The following is a 21,247-nucleotide window of genomic DNA, read 5'->3' on the forward strand; positions in this document are numbered from 1 at the left end:
AGCTGGATAGAGTACCTGGCTACGAACCAGGCGGTCGGAGGTTCGAATCCTCCAGAGCGCGCCACATTATTAAAAAAAAGCCTCGTTTATACGAGGCTTTTTTTATGTCTGCTGTAAATTTGTTGCGACAATGTTAAATTTGTTCGTTGTTTAACTTGTTGTATTTAAAGTAGTTCTTGATTGCTTCTTTGTTATTCCACCTTTCTCATATCAATTCCCAGAAAAGCCCCGTTTAAGTCACAGTTTAAATATCTAAAAATGACGTATTTGACAGATTTATGTGATCTGATAGGCGAATAATTAACCTTATGTGTGCGTTATCCGTAACAGAACCTTAAACAAAATTGACAAACTTTTACCAATCGAGATAATCCATGGGTCGGGATCACTATTCGCTGAAATCCTGTACGTATGTCAGGATGACGAAGAAAGGAAGCAACATGACTAATATTGGAAGCCTGCTAGGAGATGCGGCGACTCTAATGATAACGGGGATGTCCGTTGTCTTTATTTTCCTAACTATTCTAGTTTACCTCGTTCGGTTGATGTCAAAACTGGTACCAGAAGAAGTACCAGAGCCGATCGCAGCACCTAAAAAAATTCAAAAATCACAATCAAACCCTTCAGCTGTTAGTCCACAGGTAGTGGCAGCAATTTCGGCCGCGGTTCATCAATACCGTGCGTCTACTGCTAAGTAGCATTTAAAGGATTAAAAAGGAGTTTATGAGCATGTCTAAACCACTAGCTATCACAGATGTGGTACTTCGTGACGCGCACCAGTCACTATTTGCTACTCGTATGCGTATCGAAGATATGCTGCCAATTGCGGCAGAACTGGATAAAGTCGGTTACTGGTCACTTGAGACTTGGGGCGGCGCGACGTTTGATTCGTGTATCCGTTTTCTTGGCGAGGATCCATGGGAGCGTTTGCGTGAGCTGAAAAAAGCGATGCCAAACACACCAATGCAGATGCTACTGCGTGGTCAAAACCTATTGGGCTACCGTCACTACGCGGATGATGTAGTAGAAAAATTTGTTGAACGTGCCCATAAAAACGGCATGGACGTATTCCGTATCTTTGATGCGATGAATGACGTACGTAACTTTGAAAAAGCAGTGAAAGCAACGATCGACGTTGGTGGCCACGCTCAAGGTACGTTGTCTTACACAACCAGTCCGGTTCACAACTCAGATACTTGGGTTGATTTGGCTAAGCGCCTAGAGGACCTAGGTTGTCACTCACTATGTATTAAAGATATGTCAGGTTTATTAAAGCCGTATGAAGCAGAAGAGCTGATTACACGTATCAAAGCATCGTGTGACGTTCCTCTAGCACTGCATAGCCACGCGACAACCGGTCTATCGACTGCAACAGCGGTTAAAGCCGTTGAAGCGGGTATCGACATTCTAGATACCGCTATCTCTTCAATGAGCTGTACTTACGGTCATACGCCAACCGAAACGGTTGTTGCGATGTTAGAAGGTACAGAGCGCGACACGAATCTTAAACTAGACCAAATCGAACCAATCGCAGCTTACTTCCGTGATGTACGTAAAAAGTACGCGAAATGGGAAGGTCAGCTGAAAGGTGTCGATTCTCGTATCCTGATCGCTCAAGTTCCTGGCGGCATGTTAACTAACATGGAAGGCCAGCTTAAAGAGCAAGGCGCAGCCGATCGCATGGATGAAGTGCTAGAAGAGATCCCACGCGTACGTAAAGAGCTTGGTTACATTCCTTTAGTAACACCAACTTCTCAGATTGTCGGTACTCAAGCGGTTATTAACGTCCTAACGGGCGAACGCTATAAGAGCATCACGAAAGAGACTGCTGGTCTACTGAAAGGTGAATACGGTCAAGCACCTGCTGAAGTTGATGCTGAACTGCAAGCGAAAGTACTGGATGGCGCAGAGCCGATTACTTGTCGTCCTGCTGATTTACTTAAGTCTGAAATGGATACGTTAACGACGGATCTGTTAGAGAAAGCGAAATCAGAGGGTATCTCTCTAGCTGAAGATACGGTTGATGATGTACTGACTTACGCGCTCTTCCCACAAGTAGGTCTTAAGTTCCTTAAGAACCGTCGTAACCCTGAAGCATTTGAACCTGCACCAACGCTAGAAGTTGCGGCTCCAGTTGCAGCAGCTCCTGTACAAGCTTCTGGTGGTATTGAAAGCTACAGCGTGAAGGTTGATGGTCAAGTTTACGATGTTGAAGTTGGCCCACAAGGTGAACTGACATCCGTGGCGCCATCTGCAAAACCTGCTCAAGCGGCTCAGGCTGCACCGGTGGCAGCTTCTGACGCTGAAGCAGTTCCAGCTCCATTGGCGGGTAACATCTTTAAAGTAAACGTTCAGGCGGGTGCTGAGGTTGCTGAAGGCGACGTTCTGCTAATCCTAGAAGCGATGAAGATGGAAACGGAAGTTCGTGCTGCTCGTGGTGGTATCGTTCAAGAATTGAATGTTAAAGAAGGCGATGCAGTTACTGTAGGCGCTCCACTACTAAGCTTAGCGTAAGGGAGTACCATGGAAGGATTGATGACCTTATGGTCTGAAACAGGGATTGCGAACTTTGAGTTCGGCCAGATCTGTATGATGCTGGTTGGTTGCTTACTGTTGTTTTTGGCAATTCGTAAAGGATTTGAACCGTTACTTCTACTGCCTATTGGTTTTGGTGCTGTATTAGCAAACATTCCAAATGCTGGATTTACTGATCCCGGCGGTTTGCTCTACTACGTTTACTACATTGGTATTGAGACAGGTATTTTCCCACTGCTGATCTTTATGGGTGTTGGTGCGATGACGGACTTCGGTGCGTTGATTGCGAACCCTAAAACATTGTGGCTAGGGGCTGCGGCTCAGTTTGGTATCTTTGCAACGCTATTTGGCGCGATCTTGCTGAACTACGTTCCAGGAATGGAGTTCTCGATGGCCGATGCTTCGTCAATTGCGATCATTGGCGGTGCCGATGGCCCAACTGCGATCTTCTTGGCGAGTAAGCTATCTCCGGATCTTTTAGGTGCCATTGCAGTAGCGGCATATAGCTACATGGCTTTGGTTCCGATCATTCAGCCACCAATCATGAAAGCGTTAACGTCTCCTGAAGAGCGCAAAATTAAGATGGCTCAACTTCGTCACGTTAGCAAAGCAGAGAAGATTCTTTTCCCGCTTGCTGTACTACTGATGACGATTTTGTTCCTACCTTCAGCAACACCTCTAGTTGGTATGTTCTGTTTGGGTAACTTAATGCGTGAAGCGGGTGTGGTTGATCGCCTTTCAAAAACCGCTCAAAACGAATTGATTAACGTTGTAACTATTTTCCTAGGTCTAGGGGTTGGTTCTAAGCTTCAAGCGGATACGTTCTTGAACTTAGAAACACTGGGTATTCTAGGCTTAGGTGCGGTCGCATTCAGTATCGGTACGGCAGGTGGTGTATTGATGGCGAAGGTGTTGAATCGCTTCTCGAAAGAGGACATCAACCCACTGATTGGCGCAGCTGGCGTATCGGCGGTTCCAATGGCGGCACGTGTTGTGAACAAGGTTGGTCTTGAGGCAAACCCTCAGAACTTCTTGTTGATGCATGCAATGGGCCCGAACGTAGCCGGTGTACTCGGTAGTGCGGTTGCGGCGGGTATTCTATTAGCTCTCGTGGGCTAGTGGTTTTGCTGGGTCATGTATCGTTACGTTAATTGGTCGTCAATTTACGAATGAGCGGTTAACTTCGCCTTATTAAATGGTTTATAGTCAAAGGGATGCTTTCGCATCCCTTTCTTTTTATTAATTAGGGTGCTTGCTCACTAGGGCTTTTATCAATCAAGGAAATGTGGAAATGGAAAATAAACAGATTGCGATTACTCAATTCGGCGGCGTCGAAAACCTAAGTATTCAAACCAGTGCGATCCCTGAGCCGAAGGCTGGAGAAGTGGTGGTTAAAGTTTCCTTTTCAGGCATTAATCCGATTGATGTCAAAACCCGAGCGGGCCTTGGTTGGGCGGCAGCACAAAACAAAGATAACCTGCCTTGGGTACCTGGCTACGATATTTCAGGGCAAATTGTCACGCTAGGCGAACAGGCTGAACGTTTTACAGTTGGTGATAACGTGGCTGGCTTTATTGGTTTTCCACTGCAAGGTGGCGGCTACAGCCAATATGTGTGTGTTCCAGAAACTGCATTAAGTATGGTTCCTGATTCTGTCACTCTAGAAGCGGCAGCTGCATTACCACTCGCGAGTCAAACAGCGGCACAAGCGCTCAACAAAGCCGAAGTGAAAGAAGGCGACCGCGTGCTTATTTTAGCGGGCGCGGGCGGCGTTGGTCACCTTGCGGTTCAAATTGCAGTGGCAGCAAAAGCTGAGGTTTACACCACCTGCAGCGAAGCCAATCTTGATTACCTTGCGACGCTAGGTGCTCACGCGATTAACTATAAGTTTGCGCCAGCATCAGAAAGAGTATCTGATGTCGATGTGTTGATTGACTTGGTCGGCGGCGATACCGCGCTTGATGCATTGAAGTGCCTAAAAGATGGCGCGCGAGTCGTGACTGTGCCGACTCTATCTGCAGAACTTATCTGTGAGAAAGCAACACTATTAGGTTTTACTGCATCAGGCATGCTGGTTGAACCAAACCCTGAGCAAATGGACACTATGCTTTACATGGTCAGTGTCGGATTGCTCAAAACAGAAATTCAAGGTATCTACCAGTTAGACGAGGCGCAGTCGGCGCATCTGCAGGTTGAAACCGGACACACCAGAGGCAAGGTGCTACTTAAAATGCAAGAAAGTTGATAGGCAGTGTTAGAATTTTTTAACTCCCTTTTTGAAAATATCGCGCTGTGGTTCTCGGACTCGGCGCTGTGGGTACTCTTCATTAGTGGCTTCTTGAGTGCCACGTTACTACCCGGTGGTTCAGAAGCTAGCCTTGTGGCTGCATTGAGCTTAGATCAGTTTTCAACCTCATCGATCATTCTAGTGGCGACATTAGGCAATACCTTAGGCGGCCTGACTAACTATTGGATTGGTTTGTGGTTGCCTAATCGAACTCAATATGAAAAGCATGGTCATAAGGCTATGGCTTGGCTGAGTCGTTATGGCTACTGGACACTGTTATTTAGTTGGTTACCGATCATTGGTGACCCTTTGTGTCTAGCGGCGGGCTGGCTAAGAATGAAATTCATCCCTAGCGTTATTTTGATAGCGATTGGCAAAGCCGCTCGCTATAGCTTACTTGCTGCTATCTACTTCGGTTTTTTCTAAGGAGAACCTATGAAAAAGGTTTTACTTGGTACATTTTCTCTTATCGCCATTGCTGGCTGTTCTTACAATGTACCTAGCTCAACGCCCTTCTTTTCCTCGTTACCTGAAGGTGTCACTCTGTTAGAAGAGGTTAAGCCTTCTAAAGATAAAGTGGTGATTCCTTACACCAAGTATCAGCTTGAAAACGGCCTGACCGTTATTCTTTCCCCTGATGATTCCGATCCGTTGGTGCATGTTGATGTCACTTATCATGTCGGCTCAGCTCGCGAAGAGATAGGCAAGTCGGGCTTTGCTCACTTCTTTGAGCACATGATGTTCCAGGGTTCTGAGAACGTCGGTGACCAACAGCACTTTAAGATCATTACTGAAGCGGGTGGCTCGTTAAACGGCACGACTAACCGTGACCGTACTAACTACTTTGAAACCGTTCCATCTAACCAGCTTGAGAAAATGTTGTGGTTAGAATCAGACCGAATGGGCTTCTTGTTGGATGCAGTTTCTCAGAAAAAATTTGAGGTTCAAAGAGGCACGGTCAAGAACGAGCGAGCGCAGAGCTACGAAAACCGTCCTTACGGCTTAATGTGGGAACGCATGGGCGAAGCGCTTTACCCTGAAGGTCACCCTTACTCATGGCAACCAATCGGCTATGTGGAAGATCTAGACCGTGTTGATGTGAATGATCTTAAAGCGTTTTTCCTGCGTTGGTATGGCCCAAACAATGCCGTGTTAACGATTGGTGGTGATATCGACGTTGATGACACGCTAGAGTGGGTGAACAAGTACTTTGGTCCTATCCCTCAAGGCCCAGAAGTTAAGGCGGCAGAGAAGCAACCTGCTGTGCTAACAGAAGATAAATACATCACCTTAGAAGACAATATTCGTCAGCCGATGGTGCTTGTTGGTTGGCCAACAACGTATCGTGGTGAAGAGACACAAGCTTCCCTGAATGCACTGTCTAATGTGTTGGGGTCAGGCACTAACAGCTACCTGTATCAAAACCTCGTAAAAACACAGAAAGCAGTCAGCGCTGGATCTTTCCATGATTGTGCTGAGCTTGCATGTACCATGTATGTGTATGCGATGGGTAACTCAGGTGAAAAAGGTGATTTGACGGTTCTTAATAAAGAGCTGATGGATACCCTAGAGCAATTCTCGAAAGAGGGTGTTGAACAAGAGCGTTTAGACCAGATCACAGGCATGGCAGAAGCGAATGCCGTTTTTGCATTGCAAAGCGTTAAAGGTAAGGTGTCGCAACTCGCGTCTAACCAAACCTTCTATGGTCAGCCTGATCGCATTGAATCACAACTCGACCAAATCCGAGCGGTGACGCCTGAGAGCGTGAGCAAGGCATACCAAGGTTTCATCGAAGGTAAGCACAAGGTGACCTTGAGTGTGGTTCCTAAGAAGCAACTCGATTTAGCGGTTCGTGAAGCGACCTTTACCACGCCGCCACGCACTTTGCCTGAATACAGAAAGGTGACGGAAGACCAACTGGATTTCAGAAAAGCACCAAATACCTTTGATCGCAGCGTGATGCCAGAAGTGAACTTTGGTGTTGAAGCTACGATGCCTGATTTGTACCGCATGCATTTTGCCAACGGTACGGATTTGATTGGTACCGTGACCAGTGAAACACCGACCGTACAGCTACAGATTCAACTTCCAGCCGGTGAGCGTTATGTTCGTAAAGGGCAAGAAGGCCTAGCGAACCTAACGGCTTCGATGATGGAAGAAGGTTCAACAAAACGAACGGTTGAAGAGTTACAAGCGACCTTAGATAAACTTGGTAGCAGTGTGAGCATTAGTGCAGGCAGCTACACCACAGATATTTCAGTCTCGGCGCTAGAGAAAAACTTGCCTCAAACCTTAGCGATTGTGCAAGAGGTTCTATTCGAGCCTAAGTTCGATGAGCAAGTTTTTGAGCGCGTTAAGAAACAGATGCTAGAAGGCGTTGTGTATCAGCATCAGCAGCCAAGTTGGATGGCTTCTCAAGCAACCCGTGAAGTGCTGTTTGGTGACAGTATTTTTGCTCGCGCAAGTGATGGTACTAAGGAATCTCTATCGAAATTGACCTTAGACGATGTGAAAAAATTCTATGCGCAACATTACACACCAGAAGGTGCCAATATTGTTGTTGTGGGAGACATCTCGAAGAAAGAGGTAGGGAAACAGCTACAATTCTTTGAAGAGTGGCAAGGCGATGCGGCACCATTAACGCGTCCACAGATCGTCAAAGAGCTTTCTGGTCAGCACCTGTACTTAGTTGATAAACCGGGTGCGCCGCAAAGCATTGTTCGCTTGGTTCGTAAAGGCCTGCCGTTTGATGCGACGGGTGAACTGTATTTGAGTCAGCTAGCTAACTTTAATTTAGCGGGTAACTTCAATAGCCGTATCAACCAGAACCTACGTGAAGACAAAGCCTACACTTACGGTGCAAGCGGCTACTTCGCAAGTACTCGAGAAACTGGTGCTGTGGTATTTAGCGCGCAGGTAAGAGCGAATGCGACGGTTCCATCGATTCAAGAGTTTATTAATGAGCTGAATGAGTTTAGTCAGAGTGGATTAACTGACGAAGAGGTGAAATTTATGCGCCTTGCCGTCGGTCAACAAGATGCACTTAAATACGAAACGCCAAGTCAAAAGGCTGGGTTGTTGAGTAATATTGTTGCATTGAGCCTTGATGAAGATTACCTACAACAGCGTAATCAGATAGTTGAAACGGTTTCAAAAGAGACCTTAAACGAGCTATCTAAGAAATGGTTTGACCCGAATGATTATCAAATAATCGTTGTTGGTGACGCGACTTCGCTTCGCCCGCAATTAGAAAAGTTAGATATTCCAATAGAAGAGCTTGAAATCATTCGTTAGAGTACACATTAAAGGGGGAGGGAAGAGACTCTACTTTTCTCCTCCAACCAAATTTATGATAGTTCTAATCAGAACAATATAAGATAAGTGAACTGAATTTTGACTGATTTTGCTGCGCGACTAAAGCAAGTTGCAACCAACCCTAAGACCTTCTCTCAATTTGGTCGTGGTGTTGAAAGGGAAACATTACGCTACACGGAAGATGGGCACCTTGCTACTGGGCCGCACCCTGAGGCTTTGGGATCTGCGTTGATGAACGAATGGGTAACGACCGATTTCTCTGAGTCGTTACTGGAATTTATCACGCCTGTTTCTAACGACGTTCCGACGCTTTTGAATCAGTTGTCTGATATCCATCACTTCACGCAAACCAAGTTAGACGGCGAAAAACTATGGCCGCTTTCTATGCCTTGTTACGTTGGCAGTGAAGATTACATTCAGCTAGCGCAATACGGCACCTCTAACAACGGTAAGATGAAGACCTTATATCGTGAAGGCCTAAAACGTCGTTACGGTAGCCTGATGCAGATTATCTCTGGTGTTCACTTCAACTTCTCTTTCCCAGAAAGCTTTTGGGATAGCCTGTTTGGAGAGCAAACTGAAGAAGCGCGTTGTGAATCTAAGTCAGATGCTTACTTCGGTTTGATTCGTAACTACTACCGCTTTGGTTGGTTAATCCCATACTTCTTCGGTGCTTCACCTGCGCTATGTTCTTCTTTCATCAAAGGAAGAGAGACAAGCCTGCCTTTTGAAAAGATTGGCGAGACACTGTACTTACCAAAAGCAACGGCACTGCGCCTGAGCGATCTTGGCTACACCAACAGTGCGCAAAGTGTGTTGAAGATTGGTTTCAACGGCCTAGACCAATACCTTGAAGGTTTGAATCAAGCGATTCGCACTCCATCAGAAGAATTCGCCGAGATTGGCACTAAGGTTGATGGTGAATACCGTCAATTGAATAGCAACGTACTGCAAATTGAGAATGAGCTTTACGCTCCAATCCGTCCTAAGCGTGTGGCGAAGAGTGGTGAAAAACCATCTGAAGCATTGGCACGCGGTGGTGTTGAGTACATTGAGGTTCGCTCTTTAGATGTAAACCCATTCAGCTCAATTGGTATCAATGAGCAGCAAGTTCGCTTCCTAGACTTATTCCTAACGTGGAGTGTGCTAACGGACTCTGCAGAGATGGATAACTGCGAGCTTGAATGCTGGCGTGATAACTGGAACAAGGTGATCCTAGAAGGTCGTCAGGTTGGTCTAGAGCTGCAAATCGGTTGTCATGGCGAGCGATTGTCTCTGCAAGATTGGGCGAAGCGTGTCTTCAAAGATCTGCGCTCTATTGCCGAGATGATGGACGCTGAACAAGGTGGTCGTGCATACCAAGAAACGTGCGATACGCTTGAAGCTTGGATTGATAACCCAGAGCTGACCATTTCTGGCCAGTTGCTAGAAGAGACTAAGAAGTTAGGTGGCTTAGGTAAAGTGGGTTGCGCGTTAGGTAAAACGTATGCTCAGCAACACAAAGCGCACCAATACAAAGTATATTCAGCTGAGCTGATGGAAGCAGAAGTTCAACGCTCTGTGATTGCTCAGCAACAAAGTGAAGAAGCAAGCACTCAAGATTTTGATAGCTTCTTAGCGGATTATTTTTCGTATTTAAAAGCATAGCGAGACTTTGGTGGAAAGGAAGCAAGCCTTATTAGGTCAGCCTACTCGAGTGAGTAGTAAATGGTTACCTGTAGTGACTGTTGGTGTTGTCTCTAGCCTGTTGGTTGGGTGTGCAACGCCACCGCCAAAGCAGCAAGATAATTTGTGTAGCATCTTTCGAGAGCACCCTTCATGGTATGAAGATGCCTTGGATATGCAAGAAGAGTGGGGCACGCCGATTAACGTCGCGATGGCTTTTGTGAAACAAGAGAGTAGCTATCGTCATGATGCGCGCCCACCTAAAGATTACATTCTTGGCTTTATACCGTGGGGGCGTGTAAGCAGTGCCTACGGTTATGCACAAGCTCAAGATCCTGCTTGGGAAGATTTCCAAAAGGCGACCAATAACGGTGGCTCAAGAACCAACTTTGATGATGCATTGATGTTCATCGGTTGGTATACCAGCGAGACGCGTCGTCAATTGGGCATCTCACTATGGGACCCATATAATCAATATCTGGCTTATCATGAAGGTCGTGGTGGTTATAAGCGCAAGTCATACAACAGCAAGCCATCGCTGATTAAGGTGGCGCGCAAAGTCGAACAGCAAGCAAAAGATTATGGATGGCAGCTGAAACAGTGCCGCAAAGAACTAGAAGACAATCGAAGCTGGTTTTTCTAAAGCCAGCCGTCATGGAGAAGAGCAATGCCTTTATTAGATAGTTTCACTGTTGATCACACACGCATGAACGCACCTGCCGTTCGTGTTGCTAAAACAATGCAAACCCCAAAAGGGGATACCATCACTGTGTTTGACCTGCGTTTTACTGCGCCAAACAAAGACATCCTATCTGAGAAAGGTATCCATACTCTAGAGCACCTATACGCTGGTTTCATGCGTAATCAATTGAACGGCTCAGATGTAGAGATCATCGATATCTCACCGATGGGCTGTCGCACGGGTTTCTACATGAGCCTGATTGGTACGCCTACAGAACAACAAGTGGCTGACGGTTGGTTGGCAGCGATGCAAGACGTACTGAAAGTTGAGAACCAGAATAAGATCCCTGAGCTGAACGAATACCAATGTGGTACCGCAGCAATGCACTCTTTGGATGAAGCGAAAGAGATCGCGAATGCGATAATTGCAGCAGGCATCTCTGTAAACAAGAATGATGAACTGGCACTGCCAGAGTCTATGCTGCAAGAGCTTAAAATCGACTAGTCATTGATAGCCACCCTAGATAGGGCGAGTTAGATACTAAAAGATCCGGTTCAATGAACCGGGTCTTTTGTTTAAGTGAGCTTCAGTGGTAACTCAGTTAGCCGTTAACAATCTGCGGGAACACACGCACTAGTTTGATGCGGTTCTCTTCAAGCTCAACAATTTCCATTGGGTGGCTGGCTACCTGAACACTGAGGTGACTCTCTGGAATATCTTCAAGGTGTTCCAGTATCAAACCATTCAGAGTTCTTGGGCCATCGGTAGGCAGTGCCCACTGTAAGCCTTTGTTGATGTCTCGGATATTGGCACTTCCTTCAATCAAGAAGCTGCCATCGCTTTGCGGAGTAATCTCTTCAGATAAGCTTGGGGCGATTGAGGTGGTAAACTCACCTACGATCTCTTCTAGAATATCTTCTAATGTAACCAAGCCGTTGATATCGCCATACTCATCTACGATCAAGCCAATGCGTTGTTTGTTGCGTTGGAATTTAAGCAGTTGAATATTGAGTGGCGTCGCTTCAGGAATAAAGTAGATCTCATCTGCGGCACGCAACAGGGTCTCTTTATTGAATTCGTTCTTTTCAAGCATCAGGCGGTAAGCTTCTCGCAGCCTAAGCATACCAACCACTTCATCTATCTGGTCACGGTACAGTACTACGCGACCATGAGGCGAGTGAGTCAATTGACGAACGATCGATTTCCAGTCGTCATTGATATCGATACCGGTAATCTCATTACGCGGCACCATGATGTCGTTCACGGTGACGTGCTCTAAATCCAGAATAGACACCAACATATCTTGGTGACGTTGAGGGATCAGGCTACCTGCTTCATTTACCACGGTTCTAAGCTCTTCTGAGCTCAAGTGGTCGGTTGCATCATGGCTGGCTTTAACGCCTAAGATACGAATGAAGCCGTTGGTAATGAAGTTCACTAAGATCACCAATGGTGACAGTACCTTCATCAGTATCATCAAAAGGATACTACTCGCGTAAGAGACACGTTCAGGAAATAGAGAAGCGATGGTTTTTGGTGTTACCTCGGCGAATACGAGGATCACGAGAGTCAGGGTACCAGTAGCGATAGCCACACCGATATCCCCGTAGATGCGCATACCAAGAATAGTCGCGATCGCAGATGCAAGAATGTTGACGAGATTGTTGCCGATGAGAATGAGGCCAATCAATCTGTCTGGGCGGTTCAGAAGTTTTTCTACGCGTTTGGCACCTTTATGACCCGTATTGGCCAAGTGCTTTAAACGGTAGCGGTTCAGGGACATCATGCCCGTTTCGGAACCAGAGAAATAACCAGAAATTACAATGAGACACGCGAGTAGCGCAAATAAGATACCCGTTGATATGTCGTCCAAAACTATTCTTTTCCTATTTGTGTATCTTGATTAATTTATGACCGAACATGGTCGAGATGTCAATTGAATGTATTGCACTCAATATTTTAAAGGCAAGGTATGTGAGACCTTGCCTTTATTTTACAGACTAGTTCAGGATGACTTCCTGGACGAAGCGGCTACCGAAGTAGGCTAATGTGAGCATGCTGGCGCCGGCCAGTGCGAACCAAGTGACTTTCTGTCCACGCCAACCTTTCTGATAGTGACCCCATAGAAGAATGGAGTAGATAACCCAAGCGATAAAAGACAACACAGCCTTGTGTGCTTTTCCTTGAGCGAACATATCTTGCACGAAGATGAGACCCGTCAACAAAGTACCCGTTAATAAGCCATTACCAATCAGAATGATCTTGAAAAGCTGTCTTTCCACCATCATTAAAGGAGGTAGGTTAGGGTTTATCACTAAGGCTTTTTTCTTTTTAAGTTTGTGATCTAGCCATGCAAGTTGCAGGGCGTATAGCGCGCCTATAGTTAACGTTGCGTATGAGAATAGAGCCAAAGAGATGTGCACGAGCAGTTTTGGGTCATTCTCTAGATGTTTGATGAAGGTGCTTGGAAGAAAAGTGGCAGCCATCAAGTTCAGCGCAGCGAAGCTATAAACGACGGGCAAGATAAACCACAGACGGGTTTTGAGCATCGCACCGCTCATTACCACTGATATGATTAAACTGATTAATGAAGCAACGTTCAAGATACTGAGGTTTTGGCCACTGGCATTAAAAATCAAATCGCCAAGCAACCAAGCATGGAAAGCTAGAGCAAGTAATGCGCTGATAAACACCGTCTTTACACGGATTCCTGTTTGGTGCACGAGACCTGGAATGATCGTGGAAATCGCCATTGTATAAAGAAAGGCTGCTGCGATCGCAATAAGACTGTCCATGGTATCCATTTTAATGATTACTAATTGGCGAATTATACCTCGCATCGCTCTTTGGGGCTATGGCGAACCTCATTCAATTCCAAGTGAATAATGTCTCACATCACAAGCACGGATGATTAACGCTCTACAATGGGTATGACTCTAATCCGCGCTAATGTATACTCACAGTAATAGTCGCAGTTTTGAGCGAAGAGAAAACTATGTTTGATAATTTAACGGATCGTCTATCCAAAACGCTGAAGAACATCAGCGGTAAAGGTCGTCTGACCGAAGACAATATTAAAGAGACGCTGCGTGAAGTACGTATGGCGCTACTTGAAGCCGACGTTGCGCTGCCCGTTGTCCGCGATTTTGTTAAGCGCGTAAAAGAAGGCGCTGTGGGTGTTGAGGTTTCTAAATCTCTAACGCCTGGTCAAGAATTCATTAAGATCGTTCAAGCTGAACTTGAAGCGGTGATGGGTGAGTCTAACGAGGCTCTTAACCTAGCAGCGCAGCCGCCAGCCGTTATCTTAATGGCGGGTCTACAAGGTGCGGGTAAAACCACATCGGTAGGTAAGCTATCTAAGCTTCTAACTGAGCGTGACAAGAAGAAAGTCTTGGTTGTGTCTGCCGACGTTTACCGTCCAGCGGCGATCAAACAGCTTGAAACGTTAGCAAGCGATGTTGGCGTAGACTTCTTCCCATCTTCAGCTGATCAAAAGCCTCTTGATATTGCAAACGCTGCAATCGACCACGCGAAGAAGAAATTCTACGACGTGCTACTTGTCGATACTGCGGGTCGTTTGGCTATCGATGAAGAGATGATGGGCGAGATCAAAGAGCTTCATACTGCAATTAAACCAGTAGAGACACTGTTCGTTGTTGATGCAATGACAGGTCAAGATGCTGCGAACACTGCAAAAGCCTTTGGTGATGCGCTACCTCTAACCGGTGTTATCTTGACGAAAGTTGATGGTGATGCGCGTGGTGGTGCTGCTCTGTCTGTTCGTCATATCACAGGCAAACCGATTAAATTCTTGGGTGTTGGTGAAAAGACTGACGCACTAGAACCGTTCCACCCAGATCGTGTGGCTTCTCGTATCTTAGGTATGGGCGACGTACTGTCTCTTATTGAAGACCTACAGAAAAACGTTGATACCGAGAAAGCAGAGAAACTGGCTAAGAAGTTCAAAGAGAAGAAAGGCTTTGACCTTGAAGACTTCCGTGAACAGCTAGGTCAGATGCAAAACATGGGCGGCATGATGGGCATGATGGATAAGCTTCCAGGCATGTCTCAGCTACCAGATAACGTTAAAGATAAAGTTGATGACAAGATGTTCAAGCAAATGGAAGCGATCATCAACTCTATGACCATGAAAGAGCGTCAACGCCCTGACCTAATCAAAGGCTCACGCAAAAAGCGTATTGCTGCTGGTTCTGGTACACAGGTACAAGATGTAAACCGTATGCTTAAGCAGTTCACTCAAATGCAGAAGATGATGAAGAAGATGCAGAAAGGTGGCATGAAAGGCATGATGCGCAACATGCAAGGCATGATGGGCGGCGGTGGAGGTATGGGCGGAATGGGTGGTGGCTTTAACCCGTTTGGTCGATAATCTACAAATGTAAGCTTTAGCTACGTTACTTTTCATAGTGTTAGCCGTGTCACAGAAAGTGTACGGCAGCTATGTTGGTGAAAAAATAGCTAAAGCCCTTGCATTGCCCCGGAATAAGAGTAAAATTCCGGGGCTTTAATTTGGCACGAGACCCCAAGCTATTTACTTATACTTGGGGTTAATTATTTTATTAAGAAAGCAAAGAGGACGACATGGTAACCATTCGTTTGGCACGTCACGGTGCAAAGAAGCGCCCATTTTATCAAATCGTAGTTGCGGATAGCCGTAACGCTGCAACTGGCCGTTTCATCGAGAAAGTAGGTTTCTTTAACCCTACTGCTCAAGGTCAAGAAGAAGGTCTACGTCTAGACCTAGATCGTGTTAACCACTGGGTTGGTCAAGGCGCATCTCTATCTGATCGTGTAGCTAAGCTAGTTAAAGACGCTCAAAAAGCGGCTTAATTCTTTTTTAAAGAGAAATAGCTTATGTCGATGAAGGGTAAAGAAACTATGAGCGAGCAAAACAATAGAATTGTCATGGGTAAACTTGGGTCTACCTATGGTATTCGTGGCTGGCTTAAAGTGTTCTCCTACACAGACAATGCTGAAAGCATATTTGATTACAGCCCTTGGTATTTAAACCTAAAGGGTAAGTGGGTTGAGTACAAAGTTGAAAGCTGGAAACGTCATGGCCAAGGTTATGTATGTAAGCTAGCGGGATTAGATGTTCGTGAAGACGCGCAACTGATGACTAACTTTGAAATTGCTATTGACCCTGCTTCGTTACCTGAATTGTCAGAAGATGAATTCTACTGGCGCGAATTGTTCGGTATGCAAGTTTTTACCACTAAAGGTTACGACCTTGGTGAGGTCACTGACCTATTAGAAACTGGCTCGAACGATGTTCTAGTAATCAAAGCAAATCTTAAAGATGCTTTTGGCCAAAAGGAACGGTTAGTACCGTACCTTGAAGAGCAAGTGATCAAGAAAGTTGATCGCGAAGCTCGCCGGATCGAAGTTGACTGGGATCCTGGATTCTAACTCCAAATTACAGAGCGAGAGAACACATGTGGGTTGGCATTATTAGCCTTTTTCCTGAAATGTTCCGTTCTGTTACTGATTTTGGAGTAACAGGTCAAGCGGTTAAAAAAGGTCTTTTATCTATTGAGACATGGAATCCTCGTGATTTCACTCATGATAAACATCGCACTGTTGATGACAGACCTTACGGTGGTGGTCCTGGCATGTTAATGATGGTTCAGCCTTTGCGCGACGCTATCAAAACGGCCAAGCAAGCAGCACCGGGAAAGACGAAAGTTATCTATCTTTCACCTCAAGGTCGTAAACTCGACCAGAAAGGTGTTGAAGAGCTGGCAACAAACGAGAATTTACTTCTTATTTGTGGTCGCTACGAAGGGGTAGATGAGCGCATCATTCAATCTGAAGTTGACGAAGAATGGTCGATTGGGGATTTTGTGATGACGGGTGGCGAACTGCCAGCCATGACGCTGATTGATTCAGTATCTCGGTTTGTTCCGGGTGTACTTGGAGATTTCGCTTCAGCAGAAGAAGATTCTTTTGCAAATGGTTTGCTAGATTGTCCCCATTATACGCGCCCTGAGGTGCTAGACGATAAAGATGTGCCATCGGTACTCAAGTCTGGAAACCATAAGGACATTCGTCGCTGGCGATTAAAACAATCGTTGGGCCGAACTTGGCTAAGAAGACCAGAACTCCTGGAAAACCTAGCTCTGACTGACGAACAGGAACAATTACTGGCTGAATTCATTAAAGAGCAACGCTCTTAACGAAAAGCAAGCAGTAACCTATTAAATTTAGTATCAGTTTATTCTAGGAATTTATACAAATGAGCAACATCATCAAGGCTCTTGAAGAAGAGCAACTAAAATCAGACCTTCCTAAATTCGCACCAGGTGACACTGTTGTAGTTCAGGTTAAGGTAAAAGAAGGTGACCGTGAGCGTCTACAGGCTTTCGAAGGCGTTGTAATCGCTATTCGTAACCGTGGTCTACACTCTGCATTCACAGTTCGTAAGATCTCGAACGGTGAAGGCGTAGAGCGTGCGTTCCAAACTCACTCTCCAATGGTTGATAGCATCGAAGTTAAACGCCGTGGTGCAGTACGTCGTGCCAAGTTGTACTACCTACGTGAGCGTTCTGGTAAGTCAGCTCGTATTAAAGAGAAGCTTACTAAGAAGTAATTCTTTTTGCATTCTATCGATAAAAGCGGAGCCACTTGGCTCCGCTTTTTTGTGTCTGTTATTTGGAGCTTATCAGGTAAGAGATCCCCAATTCGCTCGTACCTCACTCTTGAGGATGACGAACCAGACCGAAACTCATATTTAACCGTCATTCCCTAGACTGACGAAGGAAGGAATAGGGAATCTCTTTCAGTAAACACCAAACTATCGGCAATAAAAAAGGATTGACGTTAAACGCCAACCCTTCAAAATTTACTCGCTACTCGCTACTCGCTACTCGCTACTCGCTACTCGCTACTCGCTACTCGCTTAGTACGGATCTTCCGACCAACCATCGCTATCCGACATGTCTGGAGCACCAGCGATGCTGTTCTCTTCGTCTGCCCATTCACCGAAATCAATCATCTGACATTGCTTACTGCAAAACGGGCGGTGCGGGCTTTGTTCGCCCCATTCAACGTCAGTATTACATTGAGGGCATTTAACGATGGTGATTTTCTTCGACATAGTGATTCTTAATTTGAGGGGGTAATAATAGTGAGTTTAGGCTCGAGTGAGGACTCAAGCCAAACTATAAAAGGAAATTAATTAGGTGCAGATCGCCAATTCAAATTCGATGTCTTGAGTACAGGCTTGCCCCGTTTCAAAGCTCATGAACTTAACAGCAAAGCGGTTCTTGTGACCTGAGATCATCGGGTAGGCACCGTATTGCATCGGAATAGAAAGACGAAGGATATTCGCTTCATCTGCATCGCTCTGGAAGAAGCCAGCACGAGCGATTTGCTCTTTGAAGTGACCCGTTTCTCTGGTGAGCTTCAACCACAGTGTTAGCGCTTCATACAGAGGCTGTAGGCTATCCATCCAAGCTTTAGCATCTCTCATTCTCTTATCAAGAGGAAGATGTAGCCAATAATGCAGTGCGGGCAAATCAAAGCAGCATGAGCCACCTGGAAGATTAAAGCGTTGGCGAATTGCACTTAGGAAGCGGTCTTCTTTAAGTGACTGGCCAAAACGTTCTGCCTGCATCAGATCACGATAGATGTTACCAATGTCATTAAGCAGTGATGTCAGCATCTCTTGATCGACACCTTCAACATCCAACCAACTTTTGTAGGTTACACGTTGCTTCTCAATATCTTTTGCGAGTTCGCTCTTGAGTTGGATCTGTTCGAAGATTTCAATCAGATCAAAGATGGAACGGAAAAAGAGTTGATACTGTTGAGCATCGGAAAATGTAGAAGACAAGTGTAGCTGCCTCAAGAGTGATTCGACTCTTAAGTAGATGCGTGTTTTCTCATTTAGAGGATGTTCAAATTTATGGGTGATCATCGAGCAAACCTTCATTCAACATTGTTCTATTCTGACCCATCTACAGCACTGATTGCCAGATACTTTTGATGTAAATCTGTGATTTGAGGCAAAAGTTCTTGGTTTTTAGTATGGTTTTTAATCACGTCATCTGCAACTGCTAAGCGTTGTTCTCTTGAAGCCTGTGATTTTAAAATTGATGCAACTTGTTCCCTAGAAACATTATCACGACTCATCGTACGTTCTATTTGCACTTCTGCTGGCACATCAACAATTAATACGCGATCGGCCATGCCTTGCATTTGGTTTTCTACCAATAGCGGTGCAACTAATAAACCATACGGGGATGTGATTTTAGACAGGTCACTGTCAATTTTGTCACGGATCATGGGATGAAGGAGATCATTGAGCCACTGCTTCTCTTTAGGATCTGAGAAGATCAGCTCACGCAGTCGACTTCGATTGAGTGTTCCATCTTCAAGCAAGATAGACTCACCAAAGTGTTCTGTAATCTGTTTTAAACCGTCACTGCCCAGCGCAACCACTTCACGTGCCACGATATCAGCATCAACAATATCAATATTAAAATGCTGATTGAACAGGTTAGCGACCGTGGTTTTGCCACTGGCGATACCACCGCTTAATCCGATAATGATTGCCATGGTTAAATTCCTAGTACAGAAGTGAAATACCAACCCATGATGTCGTTACCCCACATCAAGCTTACCCAACCCGCAATTGCAAGGTAAGGGCCAAATGGAAAGGCTTTATCGATGCCTTGCTGTTTCAGGCGAAGTTGAATCAAACCAAACACAAGGCCTACGAGCGAAGATAAAAGGATGATCATCGGTAGGTGCTGCCAACCAAGCCATGCACCAAGTGCAGCCAGGAGTTTGAAGTCACCGTAACCCATGCCTTCTTTACCTGTTAGCAATTTGAACAGCCAATAAACAGACCATAAAGCGAGGTAGCCAGCCATTGCGCCAACCACAGAATCTTGCAGCGATACTGGGCTGATATTAAACAGTGCTAAAGCGATACCGGACCATACCAAAGGCAAGGTGATTTGATCAGGCAACAACATAGTATCGAGATCGATAAAGGTCGCGGTAATCAGTGCGAAGGTGAAAAAAATCAAAGCAATAGCGTAGTAACTGAAACCAAAGTGGCTAGCAACCATTGTGCAAAGTATTGCGGTCAGCAGTTCGACCAAAGGGTAGCGAGCACTGATTGGATTAGCACAGCTGTGGCACTTACCCTTTAAGAATAACCAGCTTAACACTGGAATATTATCGACGATTCTTAATTGGGTTTTGCATTTCGGGCAGGTTGAGCGAGGAATGCTGAGATTAAACTTTCCCTCTGGCGCTGGAATTTTATATTGAGAGAAATACTCCGAGCACTCTTGTTGCCATTCGCGTTCCATCATAATCGGTAAACGGTGTATGACTACGTTGAGGAAGCTGCCGATAAGAAGGCTAAAAATGAAAGCTAATACGGGGAATAGCCAAGGATAGTAGTGAAATACTTCCATAGTGTCCTTTACCACTTAATCAAGGTGAGCAGAGATTGCTGCTCATGGGTGTTTAGTTGCTTTTAACTATCCTAACACACTCATAAGATTAAAGATCGGTAAGTACATTGCGACCACAAGCCCACCCACAACAGTACCTAAAAATACGATGATCAGTGGCTCTAGAATCTTGCCTAAATTGTCGACGGTGTTGTCGACTTCAAACTCGTAAATCGAGGCTACTTTATTGAGCATATCATCAAGGTTGCCAGACTCTTCTCCAATCATCACCATCTGTAACACCATTTCGGGGAAGGCATTGGTATTGCGCATTGCGATATACATCGGCATGCCAGCAGCCGTTTCTCGGTGAACCTCGATGATGGCCGATTCATAATGCAGGTTGCCTGCGGTTTTGGCTGTGGTCTTGAGGCTCATAAGAATCGGAATACCAGAACTAAAACTGGTCGATAAGGTTCGGCTGAATTTGGCAATAGAAGCTTTAGCTAATACGCCACCAAGAACAGGAAAGCGTAATCCTAGCCGACTAACAGACAGTCTGATCGAGTGGGAACGTTGACAAAGTTGGTAAATAATCAGGACAATAAGCCCGATGCCTAGCGCCGCATAGAAGCTATAAGCCTGCATCCAATGGGAAAGGTAGAGTACTTGTTGGGTGAACCAAGGCAGGTCGGCGCCAAAGCCAGAAAACATCGACTCAAACTCTGGAATCACCATAGTCAGCATTAAATAAGAAACGGTCAGTGCAACGGTGACCACCATCGCGGGGTAGATCAGTGCTTTGACGACTTTGGATTTTAACTGCTCGCTCTTTTCTCGATAGGTCGCTAAGCGTTCGAACACTTGTGCGAGGTTACCGGAGAGCTCGCCTGTTGCAACCAAATCAGTATAGAGGTCATCAAAGTGACGGCTTGCAGTTCGCATCGCTTTTGAGATTGGCGTTCCGGCTTCTACACCTTTGCAGATGTGCGATAAAATCGATTTCATTTCTGCTTTGCGGTGATTGTCTGACACCAGCTTGATGGCTTGCACGATCGGCACACCAGTGGCGAGCATGGTAGCAAGCTGCCGAGTCAAAATAGTGATGTCTTTGGCTTTGACTCTATGGGTTAAACGAGTGACGGCTGAAATACTTTTCTTTTTGATTTTCTTAATCTGAATATACTGTTCTTTGAGCTTTTCTCGTACTTCCAACTCGGTGAGCGCTAAGGTTTGCCCAGACACTTTCTTGCCTGAGCTGTTAATGCCTTTCCAGTGATAGCTTTTTAGTTGTGATTGTTTGGACTTGCTACTCATTGGTGCTCCATGGGT

At 45.6% G+C, this 21,247-nt stretch carries 21 protein-coding genes; 14 read left to right on the plus strand and 7 right to left on the minus strand.

Going from position 1 to position 21,247, the window contains the following annotated elements; genetic code table 11:
• The first annotated feature begins 440 nt into the window (after positions 1 to 440).
• From AB6E85_RS24185 to luxS, 9 genes are all read left to right on the plus strand, one after another.
• Complete coding sequence (locus AB6E85_RS24185; RefSeq protein ID WP_004741884.1) at positions 441 to 698, plus strand: oxaloacetate decarboxylase subunit gamma; 258 nt, start codon at positions 441 to 443, stop codon at positions 696 to 698.
• 31 nt (positions 699 to 729) lie between these two features.
• Positions 730 to 2,514: a sodium-extruding oxaloacetate decarboxylase subunit alpha gene (oadA, locus tag AB6E85_RS24190; RefSeq protein ID WP_048612342.1), complete on the plus strand. Its 1,785-nt coding sequence runs from the start codon at positions 730 to 732 to the stop codon at positions 2,512 to 2,514.
• A gap of 9 nt (positions 2,515 to 2,523) precedes the next feature.
• On the plus strand, positions 2,524 to 3,654 hold the full coding sequence (locus AB6E85_RS24195) for a sodium ion-translocating decarboxylase subunit beta (RefSeq protein WP_019825842.1): 1,131 nt from the start codon (positions 2,524 to 2,526) through the stop codon (positions 3,652 to 3,654).
• Positions 3,655 to 3,826: 172 nt separating this feature from the next.
• Complete coding sequence (locus AB6E85_RS24200) at positions 3,827 to 4,780, plus strand: NADP-dependent oxidoreductase (RefSeq protein WP_372144529.1); 954 nt, start codon at positions 3,827 to 3,829, stop codon at positions 4,778 to 4,780.
• Positions 4,781 to 4,786: 6 nt separating this feature from the next.
• Positions 4,787 to 5,248 (plus strand): YqaA family protein, encoded by a 462-nt coding sequence (locus AB6E85_RS24205; protein ID WP_372144531.1) that lies wholly within the window; start codon positions 4,787 to 4,789, stop codon positions 5,246 to 5,248.
• Between the two features lie 9 nt (positions 5,249 to 5,257).
• On the plus strand, positions 5,258 to 8,116 hold the full coding sequence (locus AB6E85_RS24210) for a M16 family metallopeptidase (RefSeq protein ID WP_372144532.1): 2,859 nt from the start codon (positions 5,258 to 5,260) through the stop codon (positions 8,114 to 8,116).
• Between the two features lie 99 nt (positions 8,117 to 8,215).
• The gene (gene gshA, locus AB6E85_RS24215) at positions 8,216 to 9,784 is read left to right on the plus strand and encodes a glutamate--cysteine ligase (protein WP_048612339.1); all 1,569 of its coding nucleotides are present in this window, start codon (positions 8,216 to 8,218) and stop codon (positions 9,782 to 9,784) included.
• Between the two features lie 10 nt (positions 9,785 to 9,794).
• Positions 9,795 to 10,445 (plus strand): hypothetical protein, encoded by a 651-nt coding sequence (locus AB6E85_RS24220; RefSeq protein ID WP_017629422.1) that lies wholly within the window; start codon positions 9,795 to 9,797, stop codon positions 10,443 to 10,445.
• A gap of 24 nt (positions 10,446 to 10,469) precedes the next feature.
• A complete protein-coding gene (luxS, locus tag AB6E85_RS24225) occupies positions 10,470 to 10,988 on the plus strand; it encodes an S-ribosylhomocysteine lyase (protein WP_017056597.1) in 519 nt (172 codons plus the stop codon).
• Between the two features lie 97 nt (positions 10,989 to 11,085).
• Here luxS and AB6E85_RS24230 read toward each other — a convergent pair whose 3' ends face one another.
• Together AB6E85_RS24230 and AB6E85_RS24235 are read right to left on the minus strand one after the other, a co-directional pair.
• Positions 11,086 to 12,357 carry an HlyC/CorC family transporter gene (locus AB6E85_RS24230; RefSeq protein WP_019825852.1) on the minus strand — a complete coding sequence of 424 codons (1,272 nt, stop codon included), beginning with the start codon at positions 12,355 to 12,357 and terminating at the stop codon, positions 11,086 to 11,088.
• Between the two features lie 127 nt (positions 12,358 to 12,484).
• Positions 12,485 to 13,279, minus strand: a complete 795-nt coding sequence (locus tag AB6E85_RS24235; protein WP_372144533.1) for an inner membrane protein YpjD — start codon at positions 13,277 to 13,279, stop codon at positions 12,485 to 12,487.
• A 200-nt stretch (positions 13,280 to 13,479) separates the two neighbouring features.
• Between AB6E85_RS24235 and ffh the strand changes: the two genes are divergently transcribed.
• The 5 genes from ffh to rplS all read left to right on the plus strand — a co-directional run bounded on the left by ffh (position 13,480) and on the right by rplS (position 17,094).
• Entirely contained in the window at positions 13,480 to 14,874 is a 1,395-nt protein-coding gene (gene ffh / locus AB6E85_RS24240; RefSeq protein WP_010435884.1) for a signal recognition particle protein, read from the plus strand.
• Between the two features lie 212 nt (positions 14,875 to 15,086).
• On the plus strand, positions 15,087 to 15,335 hold the full coding sequence (gene rpsP, locus AB6E85_RS24245; RefSeq protein WP_004410028.1) for a 30S ribosomal protein S16: 249 nt from the start codon (positions 15,087 to 15,089) through the stop codon (positions 15,333 to 15,335).
• Positions 15,336 to 15,359: 24 nt separating this feature from the next.
• A complete protein-coding gene (gene rimM, locus AB6E85_RS24250) occupies positions 15,360 to 15,914 on the plus strand; it encodes a ribosome maturation factor RimM (protein WP_017063236.1) in 555 nt (184 codons plus the stop codon).
• A 26-nt stretch (positions 15,915 to 15,940) separates the two neighbouring features.
• Positions 15,941 to 16,681, plus strand: coding sequence for a tRNA (guanosine(37)-N1)-methyltransferase TrmD (trmD, locus tag AB6E85_RS24255; protein ID WP_019826347.1), 741 nt, complete (start codon positions 15,941 to 15,943; stop codon positions 16,679 to 16,681).
• A 59-nt stretch (positions 16,682 to 16,740) separates the two neighbouring features.
• Positions 16,741 to 17,094, plus strand: a complete 354-nt coding sequence (gene rplS / locus AB6E85_RS24260) for a 50S ribosomal protein L19 (RefSeq protein WP_004735514.1) — start codon at positions 16,741 to 16,743, stop codon at positions 17,092 to 17,094.
• Between the two features lie 309 nt (positions 17,095 to 17,403).
• On the opposite strand, the gene yacG is transcribed toward rplS, so the two are convergent.
• From yacG to AB6E85_RS24285, 5 genes are all read right to left on the minus strand, one after another.
• The gene (gene yacG / locus AB6E85_RS24265) at positions 17,404 to 17,601 is read right to left on the minus strand and encodes a DNA gyrase inhibitor YacG (RefSeq protein WP_017106879.1); all 198 of its coding nucleotides are present in this window, start codon (positions 17,599 to 17,601) and stop codon (positions 17,404 to 17,406) included.
• Positions 17,602 to 17,682: 81 nt separating this feature from the next.
• Complete coding sequence (zapD, locus tag AB6E85_RS24270) at positions 17,683 to 18,423, minus strand: cell division protein ZapD (RefSeq protein WP_017063237.1); 741 nt, start codon at positions 18,421 to 18,423, stop codon at positions 17,683 to 17,685.
• Positions 18,424 to 18,449: 26 nt separating this feature from the next.
• Positions 18,450 to 19,064, minus strand: a complete 615-nt coding sequence (gene coaE, locus AB6E85_RS24275; RefSeq protein WP_061038637.1) for a dephospho-CoA kinase — start codon at positions 19,062 to 19,064, stop codon at positions 18,450 to 18,452.
• A gap of 2 nt (positions 19,065 to 19,066) precedes the next feature.
• Entirely contained in the window at positions 19,067 to 19,936 is an 870-nt protein-coding gene (locus tag AB6E85_RS24280; RefSeq protein WP_017058945.1) for an A24 family peptidase, read from the minus strand.
• A gap of 66 nt (positions 19,937 to 20,002) precedes the next feature.
• On the minus strand, positions 20,003 to 21,232 hold the full coding sequence (locus AB6E85_RS24285) for a type II secretion system F family protein (RefSeq protein WP_372144536.1): 1,230 nt from the start codon (positions 21,230 to 21,232) through the stop codon (positions 20,003 to 20,005).
• Positions 21,233 to 21,247 lie beyond the last annotated feature (15 nt).

The organism is Vibrio sp. 10N.247.311.51, assembly GCF_041467855.1.
In the GTDB taxonomy this organism is placed as follows: domain Bacteria; phylum Pseudomonadota; class Gammaproteobacteria; order Enterobacterales; family Vibrionaceae; genus Vibrio; species Vibrio coralliirubri.

Coding starts and splice junctions, on each gene's coding strand:
- AB6E85_RS24185 (WP_004741884.1), top strand. CDS start 441: ATGACTAATATTGGAAGCCTGCTAGGAGATGCGGCGACTCTAATGATA.
- oadA (WP_048612342.1), top strand. CDS start 730: ATGTCTAAACCACTAGCTATCACAGATGTGGTACTTCGTGACGCGCAC.
- AB6E85_RS24195 (WP_019825842.1), top strand. CDS start 2,524: ATGGAAGGATTGATGACCTTATGGTCTGAAACAGGGATTGCGAACTTT.
- AB6E85_RS24200 (WP_372144529.1), top strand. CDS start 3,827: ATGGAAAATAAACAGATTGCGATTACTCAATTCGGCGGCGTCGAAAAC.
- AB6E85_RS24210 (WP_372144532.1), top strand. CDS start 5,258: ATGAAAAAGGTTTTACTTGGTACATTTTCTCTTATCGCCATTGCTGGC.
- luxS (WP_017056597.1), top strand. CDS start 10,470: ATGCCTTTATTAGATAGTTTCACTGTTGATCACACACGCATGAACGCA.
- AB6E85_RS24235 (WP_372144533.1), bottom strand. CDS start 13,279: ATGGACAGTCTTATTGCGATCGCAGCAGCCTTTCTTTATACAATGGCG.
- ffh (WP_010435884.1), top strand. CDS start 13,480: ATGTTTGATAATTTAACGGATCGTCTATCCAAAACGCTGAAGAACATC.
- rpsP (WP_004410028.1), top strand. CDS start 15,087: ATGGTAACCATTCGTTTGGCACGTCACGGTGCAAAGAAGCGCCCATTT.
- rimM (WP_017063236.1), top strand. CDS start 15,360: ATGTCGATGAAGGGTAAAGAAACTATGAGCGAGCAAAACAATAGAATT.
- trmD (WP_019826347.1), top strand. CDS start 15,941: ATGTGGGTTGGCATTATTAGCCTTTTTCCTGAAATGTTCCGTTCTGTT.
- rplS (WP_004735514.1), top strand. CDS start 16,741: ATGAGCAACATCATCAAGGCTCTTGAAGAAGAGCAACTAAAATCAGAC.
- yacG (WP_017106879.1), bottom strand. CDS start 17,601: ATGTCGAAGAAAATCACCATCGTTAAATGCCCTCAATGTAATACTGAC.
- zapD (WP_017063237.1), bottom strand. CDS start 18,423: ATGATCACCCATAAATTTGAACATCCTCTAAATGAGAAAACACGCATC.
- coaE (WP_061038637.1), bottom strand. CDS start 19,064: ATGGCAATCATTATCGGATTAAGCGGTGGTATCGCCAGTGGCAAAACC.
- AB6E85_RS24280 (WP_017058945.1), bottom strand. CDS start 19,936: ATGGAAGTATTTCACTACTATCCTTGGCTATTCCCCGTATTAGCTTTC.
- AB6E85_RS24285 (WP_372144536.1), bottom strand. CDS start 21,232: ATGAGTAGCAAGTCCAAACAATCACAACTAAAAAGCTATCACTGGAAA.